The organism is Shinella sp. H4-D48 (assembly GCF_022637395.1).
Lineage (GTDB): Bacteria > Pseudomonadota > Alphaproteobacteria > Rhizobiales > Rhizobiaceae > Shinella > Shinella sedimenti.
On sequence record NZ_CP093339.1, the window covers coordinates 54,404 to 80,003 of the forward strand.

The 25,600-nt window shown below is 64.2% G+C and carries 20 protein-coding genes; 2 read left to right on the forward strand and 18 right to left on the reverse strand.

Annotated features, from left to right (window positions below; translation table 11 throughout):
• Window positions 1–77: 77 nt before the first annotated feature.
• From MNR02_RS21410 to MNR02_RS21430, 5 genes are read right to left on the reverse strand one after another with little or no spacing between them, the layout of a single operon-like run.
• Window positions 78–2,177, reverse strand: a complete 2,100-nt coding sequence (locus MNR02_RS21410) for a methyl-accepting chemotaxis protein (RefSeq protein ID WP_241949774.1) — start codon at window positions 2,175–2,177, stop codon at window positions 78–80.
• A 12-nt stretch (window positions 2,178–2,189) separates the two neighbouring features.
• Complete coding sequence (locus MNR02_RS21415) at window positions 2,190–2,708, reverse strand: chemotaxis protein CheW (protein ID WP_241949775.1); 519 nt, start codon at window positions 2,706–2,708, stop codon at window positions 2,190–2,192.
• On the reverse strand, window positions 2,705–4,708 hold the full coding sequence (locus tag MNR02_RS21420; RefSeq protein WP_241949776.1) for a chemotaxis protein CheA: 2,004 nt from the start codon (window positions 4,706–4,708) through the stop codon (window positions 2,705–2,707). Before MNR02_RS21420 ends, MNR02_RS21415 begins: the two co-directional genes overlap by 4 nt.
• A complete protein-coding gene (locus tag MNR02_RS21425; RefSeq protein WP_241603972.1) occupies window positions 4,705–5,073 on the reverse strand; it encodes a response regulator in 369 nt (122 codons plus the stop codon). The genes MNR02_RS21420 and MNR02_RS21425 overlap by 4 nt, the downstream gene beginning before the upstream one ends.
• A complete protein-coding gene (locus MNR02_RS21430; RefSeq protein WP_241949777.1) occupies window positions 5,070–5,513 on the reverse strand; it encodes an STAS domain-containing protein in 444 nt (147 codons plus the stop codon). Before MNR02_RS21430 ends, MNR02_RS21425 begins: the two co-directional genes overlap by 4 nt.
• Before the next feature lie 249 nt (window positions 5,514–5,762).
• Here MNR02_RS21430 and MNR02_RS21435 point away from each other — a divergent pair, with 249 nt between their 5' ends.
• Entirely contained in the window at window positions 5,763–7,487 is a 1,725-nt protein-coding gene (locus tag MNR02_RS21435) for a type VII secretion target (RefSeq protein WP_241949778.1), read from the forward strand.
• Between the two features lie 58 nt (window positions 7,488–7,545).
• On the opposite strand, the gene MNR02_RS21440 is transcribed toward MNR02_RS21435, so the two are convergent.
• Entirely contained in the window at window positions 7,546–8,901 is a 1,356-nt protein-coding gene (locus MNR02_RS21440; protein ID WP_241949779.1) for a sigma-54 dependent transcriptional regulator, read from the reverse strand.
• The gene (locus MNR02_RS21445) at window positions 8,898–10,739 is read right to left on the reverse strand and encodes an ATP-binding protein (protein WP_241949780.1); all 1,842 of its coding nucleotides are present in this window, start codon (window positions 10,737–10,739) and stop codon (window positions 8,898–8,900) included. Before MNR02_RS21445 ends, MNR02_RS21440 begins: the two co-directional genes overlap by 4 nt.
• 222 nt (window positions 10,740–10,961) lie before the next feature.
• Here MNR02_RS21445 and MNR02_RS21450 point away from each other — a divergent pair, with 222 nt between their 5' ends.
• Window positions 10,962–12,293: a dicarboxylate/amino acid:cation symporter gene (locus MNR02_RS21450; RefSeq protein WP_241603955.1), complete on the forward strand. Its 1,332-nt coding sequence runs from the start codon at window positions 10,962–10,964 to the stop codon at window positions 12,291–12,293.
• A 92-nt stretch (window positions 12,294–12,385) separates the two neighbouring features.
• Here the strand turns inward: MNR02_RS21450 and MNR02_RS21455 are convergent, their stop codons facing one another.
• From MNR02_RS21455 to MNR02_RS21505, 11 genes are all read right to left on the reverse strand, one after another.
• Entirely contained in the window at window positions 12,386–12,868 is a 483-nt protein-coding gene (locus MNR02_RS21455) for an Lrp/AsnC family transcriptional regulator (protein ID WP_241603952.1), read from the reverse strand.
• Window positions 12,869–12,990: 122 nt separating this feature from the next.
• Window positions 12,991–13,242: a hypothetical protein gene (locus tag MNR02_RS21460; RefSeq protein WP_241603949.1), complete on the reverse strand. Its 252-nt coding sequence runs from the start codon at window positions 13,240–13,242 to the stop codon at window positions 12,991–12,993.
• 465 nt (window positions 13,243–13,707) lie between these two features.
• Window positions 13,708–14,094 carry a DUF983 domain-containing protein gene (locus MNR02_RS21465; protein ID WP_241603946.1) on the reverse strand — a complete coding sequence of 129 codons (387 nt, stop codon included), beginning with the start codon at window positions 14,092–14,094 and terminating at the stop codon, window positions 13,708–13,710.
• 104 nt (window positions 14,095–14,198) lie between these two features.
• The gene (locus MNR02_RS21470; protein WP_241949781.1) at window positions 14,199–15,602 is read right to left on the reverse strand and encodes a PLP-dependent aminotransferase family protein; all 1,404 of its coding nucleotides are present in this window, start codon (window positions 15,600–15,602) and stop codon (window positions 14,199–14,201) included.
• A gap of 136 nt (window positions 15,603–15,738) precedes the next feature.
• Complete coding sequence (locus tag MNR02_RS21475; protein ID WP_241949782.1) at window positions 15,739–17,112, reverse strand: aspartate aminotransferase family protein; 1,374 nt, start codon at window positions 17,110–17,112, stop codon at window positions 15,739–15,741.
• A gap of 29 nt (window positions 17,113–17,141) precedes the next feature.
• The gene (locus tag MNR02_RS21480) at window positions 17,142–18,638 is read right to left on the reverse strand and encodes an NAD-dependent succinate-semialdehyde dehydrogenase (protein ID WP_241949783.1); all 1,497 of its coding nucleotides are present in this window, start codon (window positions 18,636–18,638) and stop codon (window positions 17,142–17,144) included.
• A 132-nt stretch (window positions 18,639–18,770) separates the two neighbouring features.
• Complete coding sequence (locus MNR02_RS21485) at window positions 18,771–20,384, reverse strand: GMC family oxidoreductase (protein WP_241949784.1); 1,614 nt, start codon at window positions 20,382–20,384, stop codon at window positions 18,771–18,773.
• Window positions 20,385–20,394: 10 nt separating this feature from the next.
• A complete protein-coding gene (locus MNR02_RS21490) occupies window positions 20,395–21,612 on the reverse strand; it encodes a mandelate racemase/muconate lactonizing enzyme family protein (RefSeq protein WP_241949785.1) in 1,218 nt (405 codons plus the stop codon).
• Window positions 21,613–21,647: 35 nt separating this feature from the next.
• A complete protein-coding gene (locus MNR02_RS21495; protein ID WP_241949786.1) occupies window positions 21,648–23,072 on the reverse strand; it encodes an aldehyde dehydrogenase family protein in 1,425 nt (474 codons plus the stop codon).
• A gap of 173 nt (window positions 23,073–23,245) precedes the next feature.
• Window positions 23,246–24,145 (reverse strand): LysR substrate-binding domain-containing protein, encoded by a 900-nt coding sequence (locus tag MNR02_RS21500; RefSeq protein ID WP_241949787.1) that lies wholly within the window; start codon window positions 24,143–24,145, stop codon window positions 23,246–23,248.
• A gap of 84 nt (window positions 24,146–24,229) precedes the next feature.
• Window positions 24,230–25,555, reverse strand: a complete 1,326-nt coding sequence (locus MNR02_RS21505; RefSeq protein WP_241949788.1) for a GGDEF domain-containing protein — start codon at window positions 25,553–25,555, stop codon at window positions 24,230–24,232.
• Window positions 25,556–25,600: the final 45 nt, after the last annotated feature.

Genomic DNA, 25,600 nt, shown 5'->3' on the forward strand with positions numbered 1-25,600 from the left:
CGGAGCGGCCCTTGAGCCGGCGCGTACATACGCCGGGTTTTCCGCCGCGCTCGATGTGAGCGCGGCGGATTGTTCAATCACGCGCTCTGGCGGAAATCGTCGTCGTCGGCGTCGGGGCCGCCCATCGACATGTCGAGCGCAAAGCCGCCGCTTCTGGTCGTCTTGGCTGTGGCCGGCGCCGGGCGATAAGCCGGGTTTGCGGGGGGGCGCTTGGCGGCCGGTGCTGCCATGCGGGCTGCGGTTGCCCGCAGCTTGTCGGCATGGTTGGCTTCGCTGCGGGCGGCGTTGTCGACCCGGAAAAAGGCGATGGATGCCTGCAATTCTTCGGCCTGGGCGGCTAGTTCTTCCGACGTTCCGGACATCTCCTCGGATGCGCCGGCATTCTGCTGCGTCACCTTGTCGAGCTGCTGGATCGCTTCATTGATCTGCGAGGCGCCGATATCCTGCTCGCGGCAGGCGGCCGAGATTTCGGAAACCAGTTCGGCGGTCTTGCGGATGTCGGGCACCAGCCGGTTCAGCATTTCGCCAGCTTCCGTGGCGACGGAAACTGTCTGGCCCGACAGCGTGCTGATTTCGGCGGCCGCCGCCTGGCTGCGTTCGGCAAGCTTGCGCACCTCCGAGGCAACGACGGCGAAGCCCTTGCCATGTTCTCCAGCACGCGCTGCCTCGACGGCGGCGTTGAGGGCCAGAAGGTCGGTCTGGCGGGCGATTTCCTGAACGATGGAGATTTTCTCCGCGATGGTGCGCATGGCGCCGACGGCGCGGCCAACGGCCTCGCCGGAGGTTTCCGCATCCTTCGCCGACTGGCGGGCGATCTTCTCGGTCTGTGCGGCGTTGTCGGCGTTCTGCTTGATGTTGGCTGCCATCTCCTCCATCGAGGCGGATGCCTCTTCGGCAGACGATGCCTGCTCGGTTGCGCCCTGCGAGAGGGTTTCGGAGCTCGACGACAGTTCCTGGCTGCCGGACGACACGTTGTCGGAAGCCGAAAGCGCATCTGCGACGACACCGCGCAGGCGCTCGATCATGGTGTTGACATAGCCCAGCAGATCACCGATCTCGTCCTTGGTCGTGATGTCGGCAAAGCGGGTGAGATCGCCCTCGGATACGGAACGGACCGCCTCGTTGGCCTTGCGCAGCCCGCGTGCGATGGAGACGACGATCCACGAGGCGGCGCTCGCGGCGATCAGTGTCGAGATGGCCAGAAGGGCGATCAGCAGCGAACGGCTGGCTTCGTAGGTCTCGACCGAGGCCTGGAGATCTTCCTTCTGGCGCTCGCCGTTGAAGGCGACAAGCTCGTTCAGGGAGGCGACCGCCTCTTCACGGGCTGTGCGCATCTCGTGGTTTGCAAAGCGGTTGGCTTCAAAGTTGCCGCGTTCGAGTGCAAGTGCGTTGCCGCGGTCAGCAGCTTCCTTGACGGCCGCGAAGCTCTTTTGCACCTCGACGGCCAACTGGCGCGCGCTGCCCTGCAGGCCAGCGACCAGAAGCGAGATGTTTGTTTCGATGTCGGAGCCGGCCTTGGCGTAGTCCGCGGCCCAGGTCGTCTGGCGCTCCGGGTCATTGCTGGCAAGCAGGATATTGCGGTGCTGGCGGAAGAAGTCGCTGATATCGGCGCGTACGGTGGCGACGCGGGCGAAGTTTTCGAGCGCACCCGGCTCGCCGCGGTTGGCGGCATCCTGCAGTGCCTTAGACATGCGGATGACGTTTTCTTCCGCAGCGGATATGGCCGCGCTGCCGTCCGTCGTGGAAATCCGCAGGGCCTCTGCATCGGTGTTCTTCCGTGTCAGGGCCTGCATCTTCAGGTTCTGCGCCCAATAGAGGTCCCACTTCTTGGAGAAGTCGTCGAGGATTGCGCGGCCTGCATCCGTCGTCAGCTTCGAGCGGACGTCCGCCAGCGTTGCGCCGATTTCGCTGTTCCTGGCGTCGAGCGCCCGGGAAATCGCGGCCATCTCCTCGGGGTCGGTGCTGAGGATCATCTGGCGGGTCTGGGAGGCCACGTCGGTGGTCATGGTCTCGGTCCGGCTCAGGCCGAGCGTGGCCGCCGCGCGGCCGTTGACGACCCGTTCCATCCGGTTGTTCAGCTCGCCGAGATCCTGCACCGCGACGTACATGCTGACGCCCGAAAGCAGGATGACGGTCGTGAAGGTGGCTATAAGCTTTGTCTTGATCGCAATACGCATCGTCTAAATCCTTTAGTTGGTCCCGGCTGCGACGCCGACACGGTCCCTTTGCGGGGCAAAAATCGCCTGCAGATTGGGGACGATGATGAATTCTCCGTCACGTTTGACGAGGCAGCTGATGTAATCCGCCCGCCAGCGCATGCCGACACTCGGCGGCGGTTCGCTGGCGACCTTCGGCAGGGTGGTGACTTCGTTGACCTTGTCCGTGCGGATGCCGATCAGCGTCGTCTCGTCGTCGAGCAGAAGCTCGATGACGATGATGCGGCTGTCGATGGTGGCTTCCACCGCCTCCATGCCGAAGGCGAGGCGGATATCCGACAGGGGGATGACCTTGCCTCGGAAGTTGATGACACTGGAGACGAACGGCTTGCTGCCGGGAACGTGGGTTTCCGGCAGGAGATCGAGGATTTCCTGCACGACGGTTGCTTCGATGGCGAAGGTCTCGCCATTGAGGTTGAACGTCAGAACCGAGAGGTCCTCGCCCGTGCCCCAGATTGCATCGTAGTCGAGTTTTCTTGCTGCTTCGCTCATCCTGCCGCCCGCAATTGCGCCTCCTGCTGCTGTCCGACCGCGACCAGGTGCGTAACGTCGAGGATCAGCGCCACGCTGCCATCGCCAAGGATGGTCGCGCCGGAGAAAGTGACGACGTCATGGTGCAGTTTCGACATGGATTTGATGACTGTCTGATGGTCGCCGATGATCTGGTCGACGACGAGGCCGACGCGCTCCGAGCCCGTCGAGATGACGACGACCTTTTGGTGCGGGTCGGGCTGGGTTCCGGTGCGGAAGAGTTCGCGCAGGCGCAGGAACGGTACGAGGCTGTCGCGCAGCGATATGAAGCTGCGACCGCGCGAGCGGACATCGTCCTCCAGCGAGATCTCCAGGCATTCCTCGACTGCCGAAAGCGGGATGACGTAGCAGCCAGTGCCCACACGCACGAGCAGGCCCTCGATGATGGCGAGCGTCAGCGGGATGCGCAGCGACACTTCCGAGCCCTCGCCGGGCCGGCTGGTAATGTCGATCGTGCCACGCAGCGCTTCGACCGTCTTCTTGACGACATCCATGCCGACGCCGCGACCGGACAGGTTCGTGACCTGCTGAGCAGTTGAGAAGCCGGGCTGGAAGATCAGCTGGAGAAGATCCTGGTCGGCAAGCGTAGCGCCCGGCTGAATGAGCCCGGAAGCCTCTGCCTTGGCCCGGACGCGATCACGGTTGATGCCGCGGCCGTCGTCCTTGATGGTGATGATGACCTCGCCACCCGTCTGGTGCGCCGAGAGCGCGACGCGGCCCTTGGCGGGCTTGCCGGAGGCAAGACGCTCGTCGGGTTGTTCGAGGCCGTGGTCGATCGAGTTGCGCACGAGATGCACGAGCGGATCGGCCAGCCGGTCGATGACCGTCTTGTCGACTTCGGTGCTTTCGCCTTCCGTGATGAGTTCGATCTCCTTGCCCGTTTCGCGCGAAAGGTCGTGCACCAGGCGGCGGAAGCGGCTGAAGAGGCTCGCGACCGGCATCATGCGCAGCACCATCATCGTATCGCGCAGTTCGCCGGACAGGCGTTCGATTTCCTCCGAAACCGAGCGCAGGCCAAGATCGGCAGCGGTGCCGGCAAGCTGGGTGAGGCGCGACTGGGCGATGACGAGTTCGCCGACCCGGTCCATCATCTCGTCAAGGCGCTCGGCAGGGACGCGGACATTCTCTGCGGTCTTGTTCTGCTTGGGATCGTTGACCGCCTGCGCGGGCTCGCGCTCGGTGAAGACGGGTGTCAAGGGTGCGGCGGGCTCGACGGGAGCGGCCGTTGCGGCGGCGACCGGGCGCTCGGCCGCGATCTCCGTGATATCAAGCTCCATTTCGTCCATGACGAAGATGAAGACGTCTTCGATCTCGCTGCGCGGACGCTCCGTCTTGAGCGTCACCAGCCAGTGGAGGTGGATGTCGCGCGGATCGAGTACATCGAGTGTCGGCACCTTTGCGGTGTCGGCGACGATGGTGCATTCGCCGAGGTCGCGCATCTCGTCGAGCAGGCCGAGCGGATTGGTGCCGTTGGCCATGGCATTGGTCGGCAGGCTGAAGCGGATGCGCCATTCCCGCATGCCGCCGGCATCTTCGCCGGCGCTCGGTGCGATCGCGGCCTGTTGCGCCGCAGGAGTGGGCATGCCCGCACCATTGACAGCGCGGTGCAGACCGTCGAGCAGGGCTGCGCTGACTGCATCATGATCGCCGTTCGGCGTTTCAAGCAGGGCGCGCATATGGTCCTGCGCGGAAAGAACCGCCGAGACCAGTTCCTGCGTTGCCGGGACGTCGCCCTTGCGCACGCGGTCGAAGGCTGTCTCGCAATGGTGCGTGAAGGCGGCGAGCTGGTCGAAGCCGAACATCGCGCCTGAGCCCTTCAGCGTGTGCAAACCACGAAAGACCGCGTCGATCTGATCGCGGTCGTCAAGGCGGCGGGTGAGGTCGAGAAGGCCGGACTCGATCTGCTCCAGCAGTTCGGCAGCTTCTGTCCTGAAGACTGAGATCGGGTCCGGGTTGCTCATCTTCCGAGGACCTTTCGGGCGATCTTGACGAGGCTTTCGGGATCGAACGGTTTGGTGAGCCATCCGGTGGCGCCGGCCGCCTTGGCCTGTGCCTTCAATTCGCCGTCCGATTCCGTCGTCAGGAAGACGACCGGAACGCCGGTATGCGCGGGCAGCTTGCGCAACTCGCGGATCATGGTCAGGCCATCCATGTTGGGCATGTTCAGGTCGGTGACGACAAGGTCGTATTCCCCGCCCTTCAGCTTGTTGAGGCCATCCAGGCCGTCGACGGCCTCGGTGACGGTGTAGCCGGCATTGCCAAGCGCAATGCGTGTCGTCAGCCGGATGCTGGCTGAATCGTCGACGGTCAAAATATTCGCGGTCATAAAGTCTGCTCCTGATGTAACCAGAATTGGGAGGCGTCGGGTGTCAGCTCATCGAGAAAGCCGCCGCGCCGTAGAGCCTCGCGCAGCTCACCTGCCGCCGGCCGCGCAAGTAGAACGCGTCCCGTCTTCTGTGCGGCGTGGCTGCGCGCCGCTACGACGAGTTGCACGAAGCTGAGGTCGACCTGTGCATCGTCGGCGATTTCAAGTACAAGTTCGCCGTTATTGTCGATGGCGCTCAGGATTTTCTCGCGAATGTCAAGTATATTTTTGATAGTTAGCGTCTTTGGTAAGGTTAATGACGCGTGATCGGGCGCAGGCGACGACATGGAGGCCTCGATATCAGGTTTTTCCGTAAAGTAATTTCCAGCGCAAATTCCCAGCACATACTTAATGAACTGTAAATTACGGGTGGTGAAATCCGCCAATTCGGAGCGATACAAGACGCATGCCTTTATATGAGGTAATATTCATATTCGTTCAAGTGTATGAATAACATGAATAAACATGAGAATTAGCAAAATGTAATACTATTTATGAACCACTAATTCTAGGGATGCGTGCAGGACGGGTGTAAGCCGCAGGAAGGTACCGAAACGGCTGTTTTGCCTCCATAAGGGAATCCGAATTTACTGGCCGTTACATTGTTTGCCCTAGGGTCCGCTCTGGGATTCTTGAAGATGGGGTATGGCGTGTCAGGAACAGCGAGCGCATTGCGGCTTGAGCAGCAGACGAATGAAGCCGAACTCGTATCGCGGCTCGAAGGCGCGCGTTCGCGCATCGAACAACGCTTTCTGGATGGCGGCGTCGTGCTGCTCGGCGTACTCGATGTGCTCAACCGGCTGGTTGCGTCGCTCGAGAACCTCTCAGGTTCGCTGGGCGGCGAGGACACGGAAGCCACGACGGCGCGCCTGCTTGCGACGATCGATCAGCTGACAGCCTTGCCCGGCATCGAGGAAACACGCCAGCAGCGTCTTGCCGGCGTGGCTCTTACGGAAAAATCGCTTGGCGCCCACATCGCCACCATGCAGGAAACGTTGCGTTACCTGCGCACCTTCGCCACCACAGCCAAGATCACCGGCGCTGCCATTCCGGATTTCGCGGGCTTTGCCGACGAAATCCTCGAACGTATCCAGTTCGGCACGCGCGAGGTCAATGCGCTGGGCAGCAAGATCAGCACGCTCGGCACCGTGATTTCCAGTGCCTCGGCCGGCGGCGGCGATGCGCTTGAGCGCTTTCGCGGCAGCGTGCCTGATATCGCCGGCAATCTTTCGCGCAATGCCGCGGATCTCGGCACGCAGCGCCGGCATCTCTCGCAGCTGGCCGGCAAGGTCGGCGCGCTTGCACGCGGCGTGCAGGGCAAGGTCGCCACGACGCTCTCGGCGATGCAGATCGGCGACATCACCCGCCAGCGCATCGAGCACTGCCAGTCGGCGTTGACGATGCTCGAGGCGGAGCTTGCGGCGGGCGGCTTCGACGATGAGGCATCGACGCGCCTTACGCAGTTTATTCGCCATCTCGTCCATGCCCAGCTCGACGAAATCGCCAGGGATTTCGAACGCGAATGCCGCACCGTCGTCCAGACGATCCGCAGCTTTGGCGCCGACGTCGACAACCTCATGACGCTCTATCGGGATATGGATGCCGGCGACGGCGCGTCCGCCGACCGTGCGATGCGTACGCTGGAGGCTGACATCACCGCCGCACGCGCTGTGGTGCGCGACATCGAGCAGGTGGCCGACAAGGCGAACACGCTCGGCGAAAGCACGGTCGCGACGGTGCACGAGCTCCTGAAGGGTGTGAAAACCATCCAGCTGGTGCGCACCGACATCCAGTATATGGCGCTGAACACCAACCTGCGCTGCAGCAAGCTTGGTGAGGAAGGCCGCGCGATCAATGTCGTCACGGCGGAGCTGCGCAGCTTCTCAAGCCAGCTCGACGAGACCGCAGAACGGATCCTGACGGCTCTGCAATCGCTTGAGGAGGATGCCGGCAAGCTGGGCGCCGTGGGAGCTGCGGGCGGTGACTCGCTCGATGCGCGGCTTGAAGACGTGCTTGGCCATCTGCGCCACACCGGCGACCGTATGGAAGAGGACATGACGGCGCTGCGCGCCTGCGCGGTCGATGTCACCGCAACGGCTGGACGTATGGCGGAAGGGCTTGATTTCAACGCCGAACTCGGCGACGTGCTCGCCGATTGCACGGCGCGGGCTGGTGAATTGAGCGGCCCCGGTCTGCCGAATACGGATGGCCTTGAACCCGTACTGGCCGATCTTGGCGCACGGATCGCCCGGACCTATACGATGGTGTCCGAGCGGGACGTTCATGCCCGCATCTTCGGCACGGCGGCCGAGCCGCCAGCCGTAACCGCCGCGACCGGCAGCGACGAGGACCTCTTCGAGGACGCCCTGTTCTAAGCCTTTTCCGGCGGAAGCGGGATCGCTTTGACCTTCGGACAAAACGGCAAACGATCGCTCAGCCGTCCGCCTTCTGCGTGAAGTCACGGCGCACGATGCCGTGGCGCTGGAGCTTGTCGTAGAAGGTCTTGCGCGGAATGCCGAGTGCGGCAATCGTTTCCTGCACGTCACCGCCATGGGCCGAAAGCGTATCGCGAATGATCTGCGCCTCAACCCTCTCCAGCCGTTCGGGAAGCGCGCCGTCGCCGGTATCAGCAGGTGCTGACATTGTCTGTTGACCAGCGGGCGGCATCATGCCCAGCACGGCGCGTTCGGCGAAGTGGGAAAGTTCGCGCACATTGCCGGGCCAGTCGTGCTCGGCCAGATGTTTGAGGATGGCGGCGGAAAGCGGCGGGGCCTCGCGCTGGAAGCGCCGCGCTGCCCGTTCGGCGAAATAGCTGAACAGCAGCGGAATATCCTCGCGCCGCTCGCGCAGCGGCGGGATCGTCAATGACACCACGTTGAGGCGATAATAGAGATCCTCACGAAAGGTCTTGCGCTGCTCAGGATCGGCCAGATCGACCTTGGCGGCCGCGACGATGCGGATATCGACGGCACGCACCTCGTTGGTGCCGAGCGGGGTCACCTCGCGCATCTCCAGAACGCGCAGCATCTGGATCTGCGTGGAAAGCGGCATGCTTTCCAGCTCGTCGAGGAAAAGGGTTCCTCCGCTGGAATGCTCGATGCGGCCGACGCGCTTCTTCTGCGCGCCCGTGAAGGCGCCGGGCTCATGGCCAAACAGCTCGCTCTCGATCACCTGCTCGGGCAGGGCGCCGCAGTTGAGCGCGACGAAATTGCCCTTCGAGCGTCGGCTCCAGCCGTGCAGCAGGCGGGCCACCACTTCCTTTCCGCTGCCGGTCTCTCCTGTCACCAGGACATCGACATCGGTATCGGCGATCTGGCGCAACGTCTGGCGCAGCCGGTCCATGGCCACGGTCTGGCCGATCAGCGGAAAATCGTCCTCCGCTTGGCGCGCGGCATCCTTCAGGCGGCGGTTCTCCATGACGAGGCCGCGCTTTTCGGCAGCGCGGTGTACGCACTGGATCAGGCGTTCGGCCGGGAAGGGCTTGGCGATGAAATCGTAGACGCCGTCCTGGATGGCTTTCACGGCTGTCGGGATATCGCCGTGGCCGGTAACGAGGATCACCGGTATCTCCGCATCGATGGCGCGGATGCGCTCGAAAAGTTGCAGCCCGTCCATACCCGGCATGCGGATATCGGAGACGACGACGCCCCTGAAATCGCTGTTTATGAGGCCGATGGCTTCCGTGGCGCGGGCAAGCGGCGTCACGTCGAAACCGGCCAGTTCCAGCGTCTGCGCGGTCGCGTGCAGCAGTTGCCCGTCGTCATCGATGAGGAGAACGGGTGTGGTCATGGCACGGCCTTTCTGAGATGCACGCGGAAGCGGGCGCCGCGCGCGTCCGTTTCGACCTCCAGCCTGCCGCCATAGTCTGAAACGATGTCCTTGACGATGACGAGGCCGAGCCCGAGGCCCGTCTCCTTGGACGTGTTGAAGGGCTCGAACAGGGAGGCGAGAATGGTTTCGGAAAGACCCGGCCCGTTGTCGGCAACCGTCAGGGCGACGTCGGTTCCGTTTTCCTCGACGGACACATCGACCCGGCCGTCGGCCTTCTCCGCCACGGCCTCCAGCGCGTTCTGGAAGAGGTTGATGAATACCTGCTCGAGGCGAAGCCGGTTGCCCATGACCTCCAGGCCCGTCGGGAAGGGAACGATCTTCATTCGCTCGAGACGCCCCGTGAACCGGCTGCGAAGCAGCAGGACGGCGCCATCCACCGCTTCGCGCAGGTTCACCGGTTCCTCGCCCGACCGGCCCTTGCGCGCCAGCGCCTTCAGGTCCTCGGTGATCGTGGCGATCCGGTCCGTCAGGCCGGCAATGTGGTCAAGATTTTCCGCGACGGGCTCCGCGCGGCCACGGCCGAGGAAGACCTTGGCATTGTCGGCATAGGCGCGGATGGTGGCCAGCGGCTGGTTGATCTCATGCGCCACGCCGGCGGCGACCTGTCCGAGAATGGCGAGCCGGTTGGCCTGAACCAGATCCTGCTGCACGGACTGTAGTTGGGTCTCGGTCCGGTGGTGATCGGTGATCTCGGCTTCCAGGCGGTCGCGGGCCAGGCTGAGATCACGCGTGCGCTCCACCACCCGGCGTTCCAGTTCTTCGCGCGCCGCCTGGTCGCGCGCCGTCCCGGCTAGCGCGGTCTGGCGGCGTCGAAGCCATATGGCGGCGGCAATCGTGGCGACGCCGATGAGGAGGAGGGCGAGCAACTGCGCCTGGCGCCGGCCCGCCGCAACCGCCTCCGTAACCGGCATGAGATACTCGAACCGCCACGGTGTGGTGGCCACGGGCACCGAGATGCGCAAATAGGTCTCGCTCCCTCCGCCCGGTTCGACCACGCGGATGATGTTGTCGTCCGCCGTCTGCATGAAGGGGAGCGGCAAGAGCGGGGCTTCGCCGAACTGAAGGCTCTCTCGAATGGCCGCGAGGTTTTCGGCAGGCAGCGGCTGTGTCGTCATGAAACGCCAGGAGGGGATGCTGGTGATCAGCACCACATGGCCGGGGTCGACCACATAGGACGGGCGTTGCGTTTCGTGCCAGTCCTGTTCAAGCTGGTCGAATTCCATCTTGACCACGACGACGCCGAGCGGCGCGGTTGGCGGGCCGATCCTGTGCGAAATATAGAGGCCGGGCCGCTTGCTGACGGAGCCGAGCGCGAAATGCTCTGCCGTGCCTTCCTGCATTGCGCGGAAGAAGTAAGGCCGGAATGAATAGTCGTTACCGACAAAACTCGTCGGCTCGCGCCAGTTGCTGGCCGATATCGTCATGCCGGTCGCGTCCGTCACGTAGATCACTGCCGCGCTGGTGCCTGCCACCAGCTCCTCCAGCTTGCGATCAAGCGCGGTGCGCGGTGCCGGATCGGCGGCGGTCAGCGCGTCCGCGAGGTCGCGGTCGCGCGAGAGAAGAAAGGGCAGGGCGCGGGGTCGCTCCAACACGGCGCGCAGCAGCGCGACTTTCAGATTGGCATCAGTGCGCCCCTGCGCCTCCAGATCGGCAAGCGCGGCGGCCCGGCCATACAGACCGGCGGCATGAAGCGCACAGACCAGTGCAAACAGCAGCACGACAGCAAAGGCCAGCCATTGCCGTCGCGCGGTGCGTGAAAGCTCGGCCTGGATTGGAGTCGTGACGGGTGTTTCCATCGGCAATTTTGAGCACAAAACCGCACGACCCTCAATGAAATTCGTGCGGATTGTCGCACATATCAGTCTCGGCAGTTCATTGCTTCAAAAAATAGATGTTCGATTTCAATAGCATAATGTTCGACCTGCGATCTGGCACGGCCTTTGCTGAATGGATGCCATGTTCAGCAAATCACCCCGGGAAGAGCCGGTTTTCCGGTTGGGGTGCCATAGGAGGAAATCATGCAGATCTCGGCTGTCGATACGCATCCGCGCACACCTCTTCCATTCTATCGTCACCTCTATTTCCAGGTGATCGTCGCCATCGTCGCCGGCATGCTTGTCGGCCACTTCTATCCGGATTTCGGCGCCAGCCTGAAGCCGCTCGGCGACGCCTTCATCCGCCTCGTCAAGATGATCATCGCGCCGGTGATCTTCCTGACGGTGGCCACCGGCATTGCCGGCATGTCGGACCTGAAGAAGGTCGGACGCGTTGCCGGCAAGGCGATGATCTACTTCCTCACCTTCTCCACGCTGGCGCTTGCCGTCGGCATGGTCGTCGCCAATGTCGTGCAGCCGGGTGCGGGCATGCATATCGATCCGGCCACGCTCGATGCCAATGCGGTCGCGACCTACGCCACCAAGGCGCATGAATCGACCATCACCGGCTTCCTGATGAACATCATCCCGCAGACGATCGTCGGCGCCTTTGCCGAGGGGGATATTCTGCAGGTACTGTTCTTCTCGGTGCTGTTCGGCGTTGCGCTCGGCATGGTGGGCGATCAGGGCAAGCCGGTCGTCGACTTTCTCCAGTCGCTGACCAGCCCGATCTTCCGTCTGGTCGCCATACTGATGAAGGCTGCACCCATCGGTGCCTTCGGCGCCATGGCCTTCACCATCGGTAAATACGGCATCGGCTCGGTTGCCAATCTCGCCTTCCTCATCGCCACCTTCTATCTCACCTCGTTCCTCTTCGTCTTCGTCGTTTTGGGCGCCGTCGCGCGCTACAACGGCTTCTCGATCATCGCGCTGATCCGCTACATCAAGGAAGAGCTGCTGCTCGTGCTGGGCACGTCCTCCTCCGAGGCTGCGCTGCCGGGCCTGATGCAGAAGATGGAAAAGGCCGGCTGCAAGCGCTCGGTCGTCGGTCTCGTCATCCCGACAGGCTATTCCTTCAACCTCGACGGCACCAATATCTACATGACGCTGGCGGCGCTGTTCATCGCGCAGGCGGTGGATATCCAGCTGTCCTTCGCCGATCAGATCCTTCTTCTGCTCGTCGCCATGTTGAGCTCGAAGGGTGCCGCCGGCATCACCGGCGCCGGCTTCATCACGCTGGCGGCAACACTGTCCGTCGTTCCCTCCGTGCCGGTCGCCGGCATGGCGCTGATCCTCGGCATCGACCGCTTCATGTCGGAGTGCCGCGCGCTCACCAACTTCGTCGGCAATGCCGTCGCGACGATCGTCGTGGCCCGTTGGGAAAACGAGCTGGATGTCGAGCGCCTCAACGAAGCGCTGAGCGGCAACGCCCTGCCGCTGCCGGAAGAGGTTCCGGTGCTCCAGCCGGCCGAATAAGCCGCGTACCATCTTACGGTCCCGCCAAGGCGGGGCCGCACCGCCTGGGTCCTGTGCCCGGGCGTTTTGCCGTCAGGGGGCGATCCGGCGGTTCAGTCGCGCGCGGGCAGGAGGGTTGCAAGCGGCAGCACCGTTTCCTCCTTCACCGTCTTGGTGACGATGTAGGTGAAGTAGCGGTCGATGCCGAGTTCGCGGTCGAGCAGACCGTCGACCAGCCGCTGGTAGGCATCGATATCGGGGGCCATGATGCGCAGGATGTAATCCACGCCGCCGCCGACGGACCAGCAGGCCACAATTTCCGGCGTGGCCGCCACGGCGCGCTCGAAGCGCTCGAAATCCGCCTGCCGGTGATTGGCCAGCGTCACTTCCATCATCACGCTGGCCACCGGAGCGACGCGCCGCACGGCCACGCGCGCATGATAGCCTGTGATGATACCGGCCTTTTCGAGCTTGCGCAGCCGCAGCCAGCAGGGGGTGGGGGAAAGGCCCGCCTTTTCCGCCAACGCCAGCTTGGTGATACGCCCGTTCTCCTGAATGGCTTCCAGGATGCGCAGGTCGATGGCGTCGAGTTTCATGCGGGCGCTCTCCGGGCGGCGTCAGGTCGGGTGGCGACCTGCTATATCCGAATTGCAGCTTCCGGCCTATCTCTCCCGTGTCGCGTCGTGCCGGCTCTCCACCATATCCGGCGCGTCCGTGGTCAGGATATGGCGGCCGATGCGGGCACGGGCATGTCGGCGGGGGTGATCCAGACGCGCCCGTCGAAGGCGAGTTCGCCGCCGGCGAGCTTGCGGCTGGCGATGGCCTCGATGAGGCCGAGCTTGGTGGTGACGTCGCCGATCGTGCCGTCATCGACGATGCAGACCGCCTGGCACCTGCGCTCGTCGCGCATGACGAGGAGCGTGTGCTGGCCATCTTGCCTCATCTTGCCCGGCATCGTCATCAGTGTCATTCGGCGTCTCCTTCCGTTCGGAATATCGAGCCCCCGGTCGGCGAAGGTCCGGGAGTTTGGTTAATAAAAGGTTAACGCTACCGTCTTCATTCCCCGCATTGGGGTCGGCAGCCGCGTGGTAATGCGCCCGCCGTTGTTTCGTTCCAAAGCATAAGGACAATTCCTGCCGCTGCGCGAGGCATGCGGTTTGCGCCGGAGCGGCGATCGGAAAAGAACGTTCCGAAAAGAAGTCTATAAAAGAGATGGAATTTATATCTTCCGCGCTGTGGGCGACACGCACCGCAGCGGCGCCTGCCGCGGTCGCGCGTAAACCGCGCCGCGATACCGTGTGAGAAAAGCGGAAATGAAGGAAATCGTCACGGTCGGGCAGAAATCGCGCCGTCAAGCCGCCCTTGAGCCGACGCGGGGCTTCGCTGCCACGTCAGACAATGGCGCCGGCAGAGCCGGCGCAAGAGCATGTTATGGTCAAGTCTTCTCCGACCGTCTCACGAGCTGGCCCTGTTCGGCCTTGTAGAAATACTGGCTCGCGACAAGCCATCCCTTGAGTGGGCGCAACGGCGGAATACAGGTGAGCAGCATGAACGGGCCGGTCACGAAAAGCTGTGTCAGCAGCGATGCGTTGTAATTGACCTCCAGCCACACGGCGAGCGCGGCGCTGGGGATGCACGCAAAGATCATGACGAAGAAGGCGGGCCCATCGGCGGGGTCGGCAAAGGAATAGTCCAGCCCACAGGCCTCGCACCGCGGCGCCATTTTCAGGAAACCCTTGAACAGGTGGCCCTGGCCGCAGCGCGGACACCGGCCGCGAATGCCCGTCTGGAGGGGCGGAAGTGCGGGATAGGTCTCACTCATGACGTCTGCCTTTCCGGAGCCATTCAATCCTGTCATTCAATGCAGTCATATAGATGTGTTCATACGGCCAATCTGTCGATTAGACATGATGACGCAGGGCTGTATCAGAAGAAGGAACCCGCCATCTCCGGTGGCCTTTCCAGTGCATGCGCCATGAATTCCAATGCGGACTGCAGCTGCCCACGCGCCATCGGCCCGCCGAGACAGACCCGCACCGCTTCGGGCGGCACGCCATCGACGGTGAAGGCATCGCTGGCGACCACGCCCAGACCACAGCTGCTCATATGGGTGCTGAAGATGGAGCGGGTCCAGCCATGCGGCAACGGCAGCCAGATGTTGAAGCTGATGGCGTCAGCGCCATAGCTTCCGGCAGGCAGCAGTCCGGCGACGATCTGCTGCCGCGCGGCCGTTTCAGCGCGCAGAAAGGCGAGGATCGCATCTGCCGTGCCGTCGCCGATCCAGCGGGTGGCGAGCGCTGTCGTCAGCGGCGAGGCCATGACATTTCCGCTGCGCATTGCCCCGGCGAAGGACCAGAGGGCGCGGCTGTCATCCGGCGCCGCGACATAGGCAAGGCGCAGACCGGCACCGATGCACTTGGAAAGTCCGCCGATATACCAGGTGAGTTCGGGTGCGAGCGAGGCCAGCGCCACCGGTCCCTGCGCCGGCAGGAAGCCGTAGGCGTCATCCTCGATAATGGGTACGCGGTAACGCCTTGCGATCTCCACGATCGCCTGGCGTCGGGCTTCCGGCATGGTCAGCGTCAAAGGGTTCTGCAGTGTCGGGTTGAGATAGAGCGCCTTGGGCTGCTCGCGTTCGCAGGCCTCGGCAAAGGCATCCGGCAGGATGCCGCCCGCATCCATCGGCAGGCCACAGAGCCGAAGCCGCAGCTGCGCAGAAATGGAGCGCAGGCCAGGATAGGTTATGTTTTCGGAGAGCACGGTCTCGCCAGGCTTTGCGAGCGTCGCAAGAATGGCAAGCAGCGCCGGGTGCGCGCCGGGCGTCACGAAAATGCGCTCTAGAGGCGCGTTCACGTCACGGCGGGCAAGCCAGGTTGCGGCCGCCTCCTTGTCCATCGCAGCGCCGCCGAAACCCTGGTAGCGCAGGAGCGGCAGGAGATCGGACGAAAGGGCGGCAAGCCCGTCGCGCATGCGGGCGACGAGTGCGGGATCGTCCGGCTCGGGCGGCATATTCATGGACAGGTCGAGAACGGCGGCGCGGCGGCTGTCCGGGTCTGCCGCGACCGATATGTTCACCTGCGGGCTTTCGATGCGGGCGACAAAGGTACCGCGGCCGACGTGGGACTGGACGAGCCCGCGCTTCTGCGCCTCGACATAGCCGCGCGCCACGGTGGTGACGTCGATGGCGAGCCGGCGGGCAAGATCGCGATGGGTCGGCAGCTTGTCGCCGGCCGACAGCTGGCCGCTTTTCAGGTCCAGTTCGATCAGGTCGGCAATCGCCATATACAGGGGGCTGCTGCTTCGGCCGAGATCGGGATGCCAGGTCTTCATGTCACAGGTTTCCAGTCAAGCGCATATTGACTGTATATTGCCTGTAGGCCTGCCTGTCATCAGAAGAAAGCAGCGTTGCTGGCTCCTTCCGTTTCAGGCTGACGAGGGCCGCCGTGGCGACCCTCGTCCTTTCATGTCAGCCGAGAACGGCCTTCACCGCATCGGCGGCCGCCTTCACGACGATATCGGCCTCTTCCTTCGTCAGGCAAAGCGGCGGCGCAAAGCCCAGGATATCGCCCTGCGGCATGGCGCGGCCGATGACGCCGCGCTCGAGAAGGGCGGCCGAGACCTGCGGGCCGATCTTCTTCGCCGGATCGAAGAAGGCCCGGTCGTCGCGGTCCTCGACGAATTCGACCGCCGCCATCAGGCCGTCGCCGCGAACGTCACCGACATGCTTGTGGTCGCCCACGGCCTTGGCGAGCTCGCTGCGGAAATAGGCGCCGACGGTACCTGCGTTCTCGACCAAACCGAGTTCATCGACCAGCTCCAGATTGGCGACGCCGGCCGCGGCGCAGATCGGATGCGAGGAATACGTCCAGCCATGGCCGATCGGGCCGAGCTCGTCCGAGCCCTTGACGAGGACCTCCCAGACCTTGTCCGAAACGATGGTGCCGGAAAGTGGCGCATAGGCGGAGGTTAGGCCCTTGGCGATAGTGATCAGCGCCGGCTTCATGCCGTAATGATCAGAGCCGAACATCGTGCCGAGACGACCGAAGCCCGTCACGACCTCGTCGGCGACCAGCAGAACGTCGTACTTGTCGAGCACGGCCTGGATCTTCTGCCAGTAGCCCTTCGGCGGCGGAACGATGCCGCCGGTGCCGAGGATCGGCTCGCCGATGAAGGCCGCCACGGTGTCCGGCCCCTCGGCCAGGATCATTTCTTCCAGCTTGTCGGCGCAGTACTGCGCGAACTGCTCCTCGTCCATGGAGCGATCCGGCCGACGGAAGAAATAGGGGGCTTCCGTGTGCAGGACCGGAGCGCGCGGCAGGTCGAAGGCATTGTGGAAGACGCTGAGACCGGTCAGCGAGCCCGTCATGACGCCGGAGCCGTGATAGCCGCGCCAGCGGGAAATGATCTTCTTCTTCTCGGGGCGGCCCAGAATGTTGTTGTAGTACCAGATCAGCTTGATGTTCGTTTCGTTGGCGTCCGAGCCGGACAGGCCGAAATAGACGCGGCTCATGCCCTCGGGCGCGCGGTCGATGATCATCTTGGCGAGCGTGATCGAGGCTTCCGTCCCGTGGCCGACATAGGCGTGGTAATAGGCGAGATTCTTGGCCTGCTCGGCTATCGCATCGGCGATCTTTTGGCGGCCGTAGCCGACATTCACGCAATAGAGGCCGGCAAAGGCATCGAGGCTCGTCTTGCCGCTGGTATCGGTGATGTAGACGCCTTCGCCGCCGCCGATGACGCGGGTCGGCGTTTCGCCGCGCGCATGCATGCCCATATGGGTGGAGGGATGGAAGAAGTGGTCGCGGTCCCAGGCGGTCAGTTCGTTGCGTTGGTCCAGCATGGTCTTTCCTTTCAATGTTCCCGGCGCCGTCAGGCGGCGGTGTCAATGCAGAGATATTTCAGTTCGGTGAAGGTCTCCATGCCGTGGCGCGAGCCCTCGCGGCCGAGACCGGATTGTTTCCAGCCGCCGAAGGGGATCGGGCCACCGGTGATCTTCACGCGGTTGATCGCCACCATGCCGTATTCCAGCGCGCGGGCAAGCCGCATCTGGCGGGCGCCGTTTTCGGTCACGACATAGGCGGCGAGGCCGTATTCGGTATCGTTGGCGCGCTCCACCACCTCCGCTTCGCTGTCGAAGACGCTGATGCCGGCGACCGGGCCGAAAGTTTCTTCACGCATGATCAGCGCGTCGTCGGGCACGTCGGCGAGAAGCGTCGGGGTATAGAACAGAGGGCCGGCCGGATGGCGGCTGCCGCCGGTCAGCAGGGTTGCGCCGCGCGCGACAGCGTCTGCCACCTGTTCCTCCACCTTGGCGATGGCGCGTTCGTGCATGAGCGGGCCGATCTCGACGCCGTCCTCCAGCCCGGTACCGACCTTCAGCGCTTGTATGCGGGCTTGGAAGGCTGCGGTGAAGGCTGCGAGCGCCGGACGCTCGACATAGATGCGGTTGGCGGCAAGGCAATCCTGCCCGGAGGTCGCGAATTTCGCGTTGACCGCGATGTCGGCGGCTTTGTCGATATCGGCATCTGCGAAGACGATCATCGGGGCGTGGCCGCCGAGTTCCATCACGAGCCGCTTCATGGTGGGCGCGCACTGGCCGGCGATCAGCTTGCCGATCTCGGTGGAGCCGGTAAAGCTGAGGGCACGCACGCGGGCATCGGCGTTCATCCGGCCGACGATGGTGGCGGCATCGCCGGTCACCACATTGAAAACGCCGGCAGGTAGACCTGCCCGCTCGCCAAGTTCGGCAAGGGCAAGTGCGGAAAGCGGTGTTTCGCTGGAAGGGTGGGCAACGACGGTGCAGCCGGCGGCAAGCGCTGCCGCGGCCTTGCGCGTTACCATGGCGGAGGGAAAGTTCCACGGCGTCACGATGCCCACGACGCCGAGCGCCTCGCGGCGCACGATCATCTCGGCGCCGGGCAGGTGGCTGGTGACGCTTTCGGCGTTGAGGCGCTTGCCTTCCTCGGCATACCACTCGATGAAGGAGGCCGCATAGTCGATCTCGCCACGGGATTCGGCCAGCGGCTTGCCCTGTTCCAGCGTGATCAGCAGCGCGAGGTCCTCGCGGACCTCCAGCATCAGGTCGTGCCATTTGCGCAGAATTTTCGCGCGCTCCTGCGGCAGCCGGTCCCGCCATGCCGGAAAGGCGCGGCTTGCGGCGGAAATCGCCTGATCCGTCTGCGTGCCGTCGAGGGCGGCGACCCAGCCGAGCGTCGTGCCGGAACCGGGGTCGATCACCGCGAAATTCGCGCCATCACGCCCGGCCACCCAGCGGCCATCGACATAGGCAAGGCTGCGCAGCAGGTGCGGATCGGCAAGACGGGCAATGGCCTCGTGAAAGGCGGGGCGGGCGAATGTGGCGGTCATGAAGGCCTCCTCTGGTGTGCAGAAAGTCTGCCAGAGGATGGCGGTCAGATTGTCTATTGGGTGGGGAGAGCGCAGAGAGTTGGGCCAAATCCGCGCAACGGCGTAGACAATCTCTCTACTAGGTCGCTTCGCCTACCGCGCATCCTCACGGATCATCGCAGCACCCTTTTCCGCCACCATCATGGTCGGCGCATTGATGTTGCCGGCGGTGATGTTGGGAAAGATCGAGGCGTCGATCACGCGCAGGCCCACCACGCCATGCACCCGCAGCCTGCTGTCGACGACTGCCGTGCGACCATCCGGGCCCATCGCGCACGTGCCGCACGGATGGTAGATCGAACCGGCATTCTCGCGGAAATAGTCAAGCAGCGCGGCGTCGCCGTCGATTGCGGGGCCGGGAGACACTTCCTCTGAGGTCATCGCGGCGAGGGCGGCGTGCGCCGCAATCCGCCGCACCAGCCGGCTGCCCTGCAGCACCTCCGCGATATCCCGTTCCGTGGAGAGATAGTTGGGCCGGATCGCCGGCGCGACACGCGGGTCGGTCGAGGTGATCGCCACGCTGCCGCGGCTTTGCGGCCGGCAGGCGTTGAAGCAGATCAGGTAGCCGGGATAGGGCTCCGGCTTCAGCCCCGCCTTCGGCTCGGCTGGAATGCGATAGGAGAGGGGATTGAAATAAAGCTGGATGTTCGGCGTTGCCTCGTCCGGCGCGCCGCGAAAGAAACCGCCCGCCTGATTGACGCTCATGGCGAATGGGCCCTTGCGGGTGAGGAGATATTGCAGCCCAAGCCGCGCCTGGCCGAACAGGCTGGCGAACGCGCCGTTCAGCGTCGGCGTGGTCGCACGGTAATAGTAACTCGCGCAGAGATGATCCTGGAGATTCCGCCCCACCGCGGGCAGATGCCGGCGCACGGGAATGCCGAGGTCGTTCAGCCGATCGCCGTCGCCGAGGCCGGAAAGCTGCATGATCTGCGGACTGCCGATGGCGCCTGCCGCCAGCACCACCTCGCGCCGTGCGATGAAGTTGCGCGTCACGCCGTTCTGGATAACCGCGATGCCGTTGACCCGACCGTCTTGCGCAAAGGTCAGCCGCTCGACCAGCGCATCGCGCTCGATTGCCAGATTGGGACGGCCGAGCGCCGGGCGCAGATATTCCGCGCTGGAATGCGAGCGGCGGCCCTTGTTGGTGTTGATATCGTAGACGCCCGCGCCTTCGATGTCGGCGCCGTTGAAATCCGCATTCATCGGCAGGCCAAGTGTGCGGCAGCTTTCAAGGAAAGCGCCGGTGATGGGGTGCGTCATGCCGCGCATCGGCGTGACATGGATCGGCCCGTCGCCGCCATGCCAACCGGACGCGCCGCCGGCATGGGTTTCCATCTGACGGAAGTAAGGCAGCACATCGTCGTGGCTCCAGCCGGGATTTCCGGCGCGCGCCCAGTCGTCGAAGTCGGCTTTTGCTCCGCGCACGAAGATCATGGCGTTGATCGCGCCTGAGCCCCCCTGCACCTTGCCGCGCGGTACATAGACGCGCCGGCCGTTCAGCGCGGCTTCCGGCTCGCTGTAGTACATCCAGTTCACGCGCGGATCGTAATAGCTGCGGGCATAGCCGACAGGGATCTGGAACCAGAAGGACCGGTCGCTGCCGCCGGCCTCCACGATCAGCACGGAATTGCGGCCGTCCTCGCTAAGGCGGCTCGCCAGGATGCAGCCCGCCGATCCCGCTCCGACGACGATATAGTCGTATTGCATGGGCGCGCCCTCAGCCGCGTGCCGGGGCAAGCGCCTTCACGTCGACCGGCTCGCTCGCCATCTGCAGGTGCAGGCGCTCGCCGGTATAGGGCGAATGGCGTTCCACCACGTCGAGATCGAGTTCGATGCCGAGCCCGGGTTCGCGCGAGGGGATAATGTACCCGTCCTCGACGGTGAGCTTCGTTTTCAGGATTTCTGCATGGAAACCGGAGAAGTCCACGATGGCCTCGTGGATGAGGAAGTTCGGTGTCGCGGCCGAGAGCTGGATGCTGGCGGCCGCACCGACGGGGCCGTTGTAAAGGTGAGGGGCGATCTGCGCATAATGCGCCTCTGCCATGCCCGCGATCTTCTTGGCCTCCAGAAGGCCGCCGACGCGCGCCACGTTCATCTGGAGAATGGAAGCGGCTTTCTCCTCCAGCACACGCTGGAATTCGTATTTCGTTGTCAGCCGCTCGCCAGTCGAGATCGGGATGGAGGTTGCCCGCGCGACCTCGGCCATCGCCGCCTCCTGGCCGGGCGGCACCGGCTCTTCGAACCAGAGCGGATCGTATTTTTCCAGGCGCCGCGCGAGGCGGATCGCCGAGGAGGGCACCATCTGCCCGTGCGTGCCGAACAAGAGGTCGGCACGGGAGCCGACAGCATCGCGGATATTGAGACAGAACGCCTCGCAGCGGTCCATCACGGCGAGCGAGAGCTGATGGCCGGAATAATCCGTATAGGGGCCGGCTGGATCAAACTTGACCGCGGTGAAGCCCATGTCGACCATCTTCACGGCATAGTCGGCCGCAAGGTCCGGGTCGTTGTAATCGTATTCGCCGGCCGCATTGACGGGATAGAGATAGGTATAGGCGCGCAACCTCTCATGTACCGTGCCACCGAGCAGATCGCAGACCGGACGGCCCGCAGCCTTGCCGATAATATCCCAGCAGGCGATCTCCAAACCGGAGACTATACCCATCATGGTCGGGTCGGGACGCTGGGTGAAGCCGCTGGAATAGGCTGCCCGCCAGAAGCGCTCGATGCGGTGCGGATCATGGCCCAGCAGGTAGCGCTCGAAGACGTCGTCGATCAGTGCGGTCATCGCGGCCGGATGAAAGGCGGTGGCGTAGATCTCGCCGACGCCCTCGATGCCGCATTCGGTGCGCAGCCGCACGAAGATCCAGTACATGCCGCCGATATGCGGCGGCGGCACCGCGACGATATGGGTGGTGAGAGAGGCGATCTTCATGGTTTCCCCCGTCCTGGTGAAATCGGTGAGCGCTGTCAGTGCTTGAACACGACGAGCCGCGTCTGGGTGAATTCCAGCATGCCGTGCTTGCCGTCATCGCCGCCGAGGCCCGATTTCTTCCAGCCGGCATGGAAGCCCTGATAGGGATCGGCGGGCAGGCTGTTGACGTAGAGTTCACCGGCCTCGATGGTGGCTGCGGCGCGCATGGCCTTGCGATAGCTCTCGGTAAAAAGCACGGCGCTGAGGCCGTATTGATGGTCGCTCGCCAGCGCCAGCGCCTCCTCGAAGGTGGCATAGCGCAGCACGGCGAGAACTGGTCCGAACACCTCCTCGCGCACGATTTCCATATCCTGCCGACAGCCGGACAGCAGCGTGAGCGGATAGAAGAACCCCGGGCCTTCGGGCAGAAAGCCACCAGTTTCCACGATGGCGCCGTCGGCCCGCGCGCTCTCCACCATGGCATGGACGCGCTGGCGGGCCGCGTCGCTGACGAGCGGGCCCATGCGCGCGGGATCCTCGGCACGGTCGCCGAAAGCCTGCGCCGAAAAGGCCTGCCGTAGGCTCGCGAGCAGGCGGTCATGCACCTTTTCATGGACATAGAGCCGTTCGGGACTGGTGCAGACCTGGCCGCAATGGTTCATCTTGGCCGCGACGATCATCGCCGCGACCGCATCGATATCGGCATCGGGCTCGACGACGACAGGCGTCTTGCCGCCCAGTTCCAGTGAGGGTTTGGCGATGTTTTCCTTGCAGTAATCGAGGACGGCCTGCCCCGCGGCCACGCTGCCCGTCAATGTGATCATGCCCACGGCCGGATGGGTGCAGAGCGCACGGGCGGTGTCATGGTTCATGGCGAGAATGCTGACGAGCCCCTCCGGCAGACCCGCCGCCTGCACCGCCTCCGCAAAGACCAGGGCGGACAGCGGCGTATTGTTGCTTGGCCGTACGACCACCGCATTGCCGGCAATCAGTGCTGGCGCGATCTTCCGCACCAGCGTGTAGATCGGATAGTTGAACGGGATGAGGCAGGCAACGACGCCGACGGGCTCGCGGCGCAGGATGAGCGTCTCGTCGGCATTGTCGCTCTGGATGACTTCGCCTTCGATGCGCCGCGCCCATTCGGCGTGGTAGCGCATCAATTCGACGCCGTAGGTCACTTCACCGGTCGCATCGTCGAGGCTCTTGCCGGATTCGGCGGCGAGTGCCGCGCCAATCTCGCAGGCGCGGGCCGTCAGCGCGTCGGCAAGCCGCCGCAGCGCATCGCCGCGCGCGATGGCGGGCAGAGCGCACCACGGGGCTTGCGCCTGCCGGGCGGCTGCCACAGCGGACAGCGCCTCGGCCTCGGTGGCAGCGGGCACGGCGGCGGCGATCTCTCCCGTCGTGGGATTGCGCACGGCAATCGTCTCTGACGATGCGGGCGGCACCAAACGGCCGGCAAGGAAGTTACGGAATCCGCGCATGTATCTCACCCTGGCTGGTCCCCCTCTGCTGGAGGAAGACCGGGAGAGGATGGCCAAGCGGCGCACGCCGCCTCTCCCCGCGCCGGCCCGCCGGGCAAGTGTCGCGGGGGTAGCGGGAATGCGCAAACGAGGAATTTTCGGGTGAAGCATTCCGCCGGGGAATGCTTCAAGACTCAGCCCGCTCGCCCCGCCTGTGCGAAGAGCCATGTGCGGAACGCCGCTAGCGCGGGGGACGCTGCGGCACGCGGACGGGTCACAAACCAGTAGGATTCATGGCCGCCGACGGCGATATCGAAAAGCTGCCGCAGCGTGCCGGCAGCGAGGTCGGCGGCCACCATGGACCGGTCGGCGATGGTGACGCCAAGGCCCGCGCGGGCCGCTTCGATTGCGAGATCCAGCACATCGAATTCGAGGCCGTGGCTGGTGTCGAGTTCGGGAAAGCCGGCTGCATCCAGCCAGTGCCGCCAGGTGAGGTAGCGCTGGTCGGGCGCGGAAAGCACATGCAGGAAGGTGAATTGCGCGAGGTCACCGGGTGTGGCAAGCGGCCTGCCGTCGACGAGGCCGGGAGCCGCGACGACGATGTGTTCCTCGCTCATCAGCAGGCTGGCGTCGAGCGTGGGCCACTCGCCGTCACCGAAGCGGATGGCGCAGTCGAGCAGGCCACGCTCGGCAAGGCTGTCGGCGGCCTCGGTGCCGATGCTGATATCGATGTCGGGCAGGGCGCGCCTGAGATCGCCAAGCCTTGGCATCAGCCAGCGCCTGGCGAAGGTCGCGGGAACATTGATGCGCAGCCGGTTGCGGTTCTGCTTGTCGGCGATGCCGCGCAGGGAGGTCTCGATGTCATGGAATGCCTGCTGCACGGTTTCCAGCAAGGCGGCCCCTGCAGGCGTCAGCTCAAGGCGATGATGGCGCCGGATGATCAGCGGCTCGCGGATATCGTCCTCGAGGCTCTTGATCTGCTTGCTGACGGCGCTCTGCGTGAGGTTCAGCCGCTCGGCCGCCCGCGTGAAGCTGCGGGTCTGGCCGACCACTTCGAAGACCTTCATGGCCGAAAGACCGGGGAGTTTGCGCATGATCCTCTCGTGCGGCATCTCAATCGCCTGCATCATACGCAAAGACGCCGGACGGCATAGCGAAATGGGCGGCTGAGGGCCGGATTACGGGGCTTTCCACATGATGACGCGGTCGCGTCCGGCTTCCTTCGCCTTGTAGAGCGCCTTGTCGGCCCGCGAAATGCCGGCTTCCAGACTTGTCTCGGAATCGAAGATGAAAAAGCCGATGCTGACGGTGATGGTCAAGTCATCGTGGTCGATCCCGAAGGGCGTGGCGCCAACGGCACAGCGCAGCTTTTCCGCCGCAGCCTCGATCGCCGCGCTATCCGGACGCCGCATCAATATTGCGAATTCCTCGCCGCCCATCCGCCCGAAGCAATCCTGCGGCTCCAGCGCATCCAGGCAGCGGCGGGTGAAGTCCACCAGCACGCGGTCGCCCACGCTGTGGCCGTAGCGGTCATTGATCGACTTGAAGTGATCGATATCGAGCATCAGGAAGGAGAACGCGGCGCTACGGTCGCGGCTTTCTGCATGCAGGCGTGCGGCCTCGTCCATCAGGCGGCGGCGGTTCATCGCGCCCGTCAGCGAGTCGGTCTCGGCAAGTGTCTTCAGCTCGCGCGCCGCGGCGCGCTCCTGCGTCACGTCGATATAGAGGTTGATGTTGAAGTTGCCGATCGTGCGGTGGCGGAACTGGATCGTCCGCGTTCGGCCGGTTGCCGTGGCAACCTCGAGGTCGAAAGGCGTCATCTCCCGCTGCTCGGCGCGGGCGGCGGCAATCGAATCGTACCACTGTTTGCGGGCGTAGGCGCGGTATTCGGGATCGGGATAGGCAACGCGCCACCAGTCCTCGATGTCGGAAATGTCGTCCTGCGAAAAGCCGAACAACTCGTTGAAGGTGGAGTTCGCGAACTGGATCTGGTCGTCAGCGCCCGCGATCTCAAAGCCGAAGGGCAGCCAGTTGAGCAGAGACATCATATTGTCCTGCCAGCCCGCGAGCGCAACGGATCCCTGCGGTGGCGCATCCATGAAGGTAAACAGGCGCAGGACTTCGTCCTCCACCGCAATCTTCGTGACCTGCACCATGAGCGAGCGTTCCTGGCCCTGCACTTGCGCCGGCATGATGAACGGCTCGCCCGGCGTGCCGACGGGCGCGACATTCCAGATCTGGCCGAGCATGCGGGTTGCCTCGGGGCCGACGAGCTCTTCCATCGGGCACTGGCCAATGGCTTCGAGGCCGCGGCCGAAGAGGATCGCGGCGTTGCGGTTGGCCTGGCGCACGACAAGCTGCTGCATCTCGACGAGCACAAGCGGCGCGCCGACACAGTTCATCCAGAAATCGACGTCCTGACGGGAGCGGCCGGAGGCGGGCATGCCTTCGGATGCTGGCTCCTGCGGGAGCGGAACTTCCAGTGCGATTTCGGGCATGCTCATGCGCTCGCTTCTCGCTTCGGACCGCGGTTTCATTCCGTCATCGCC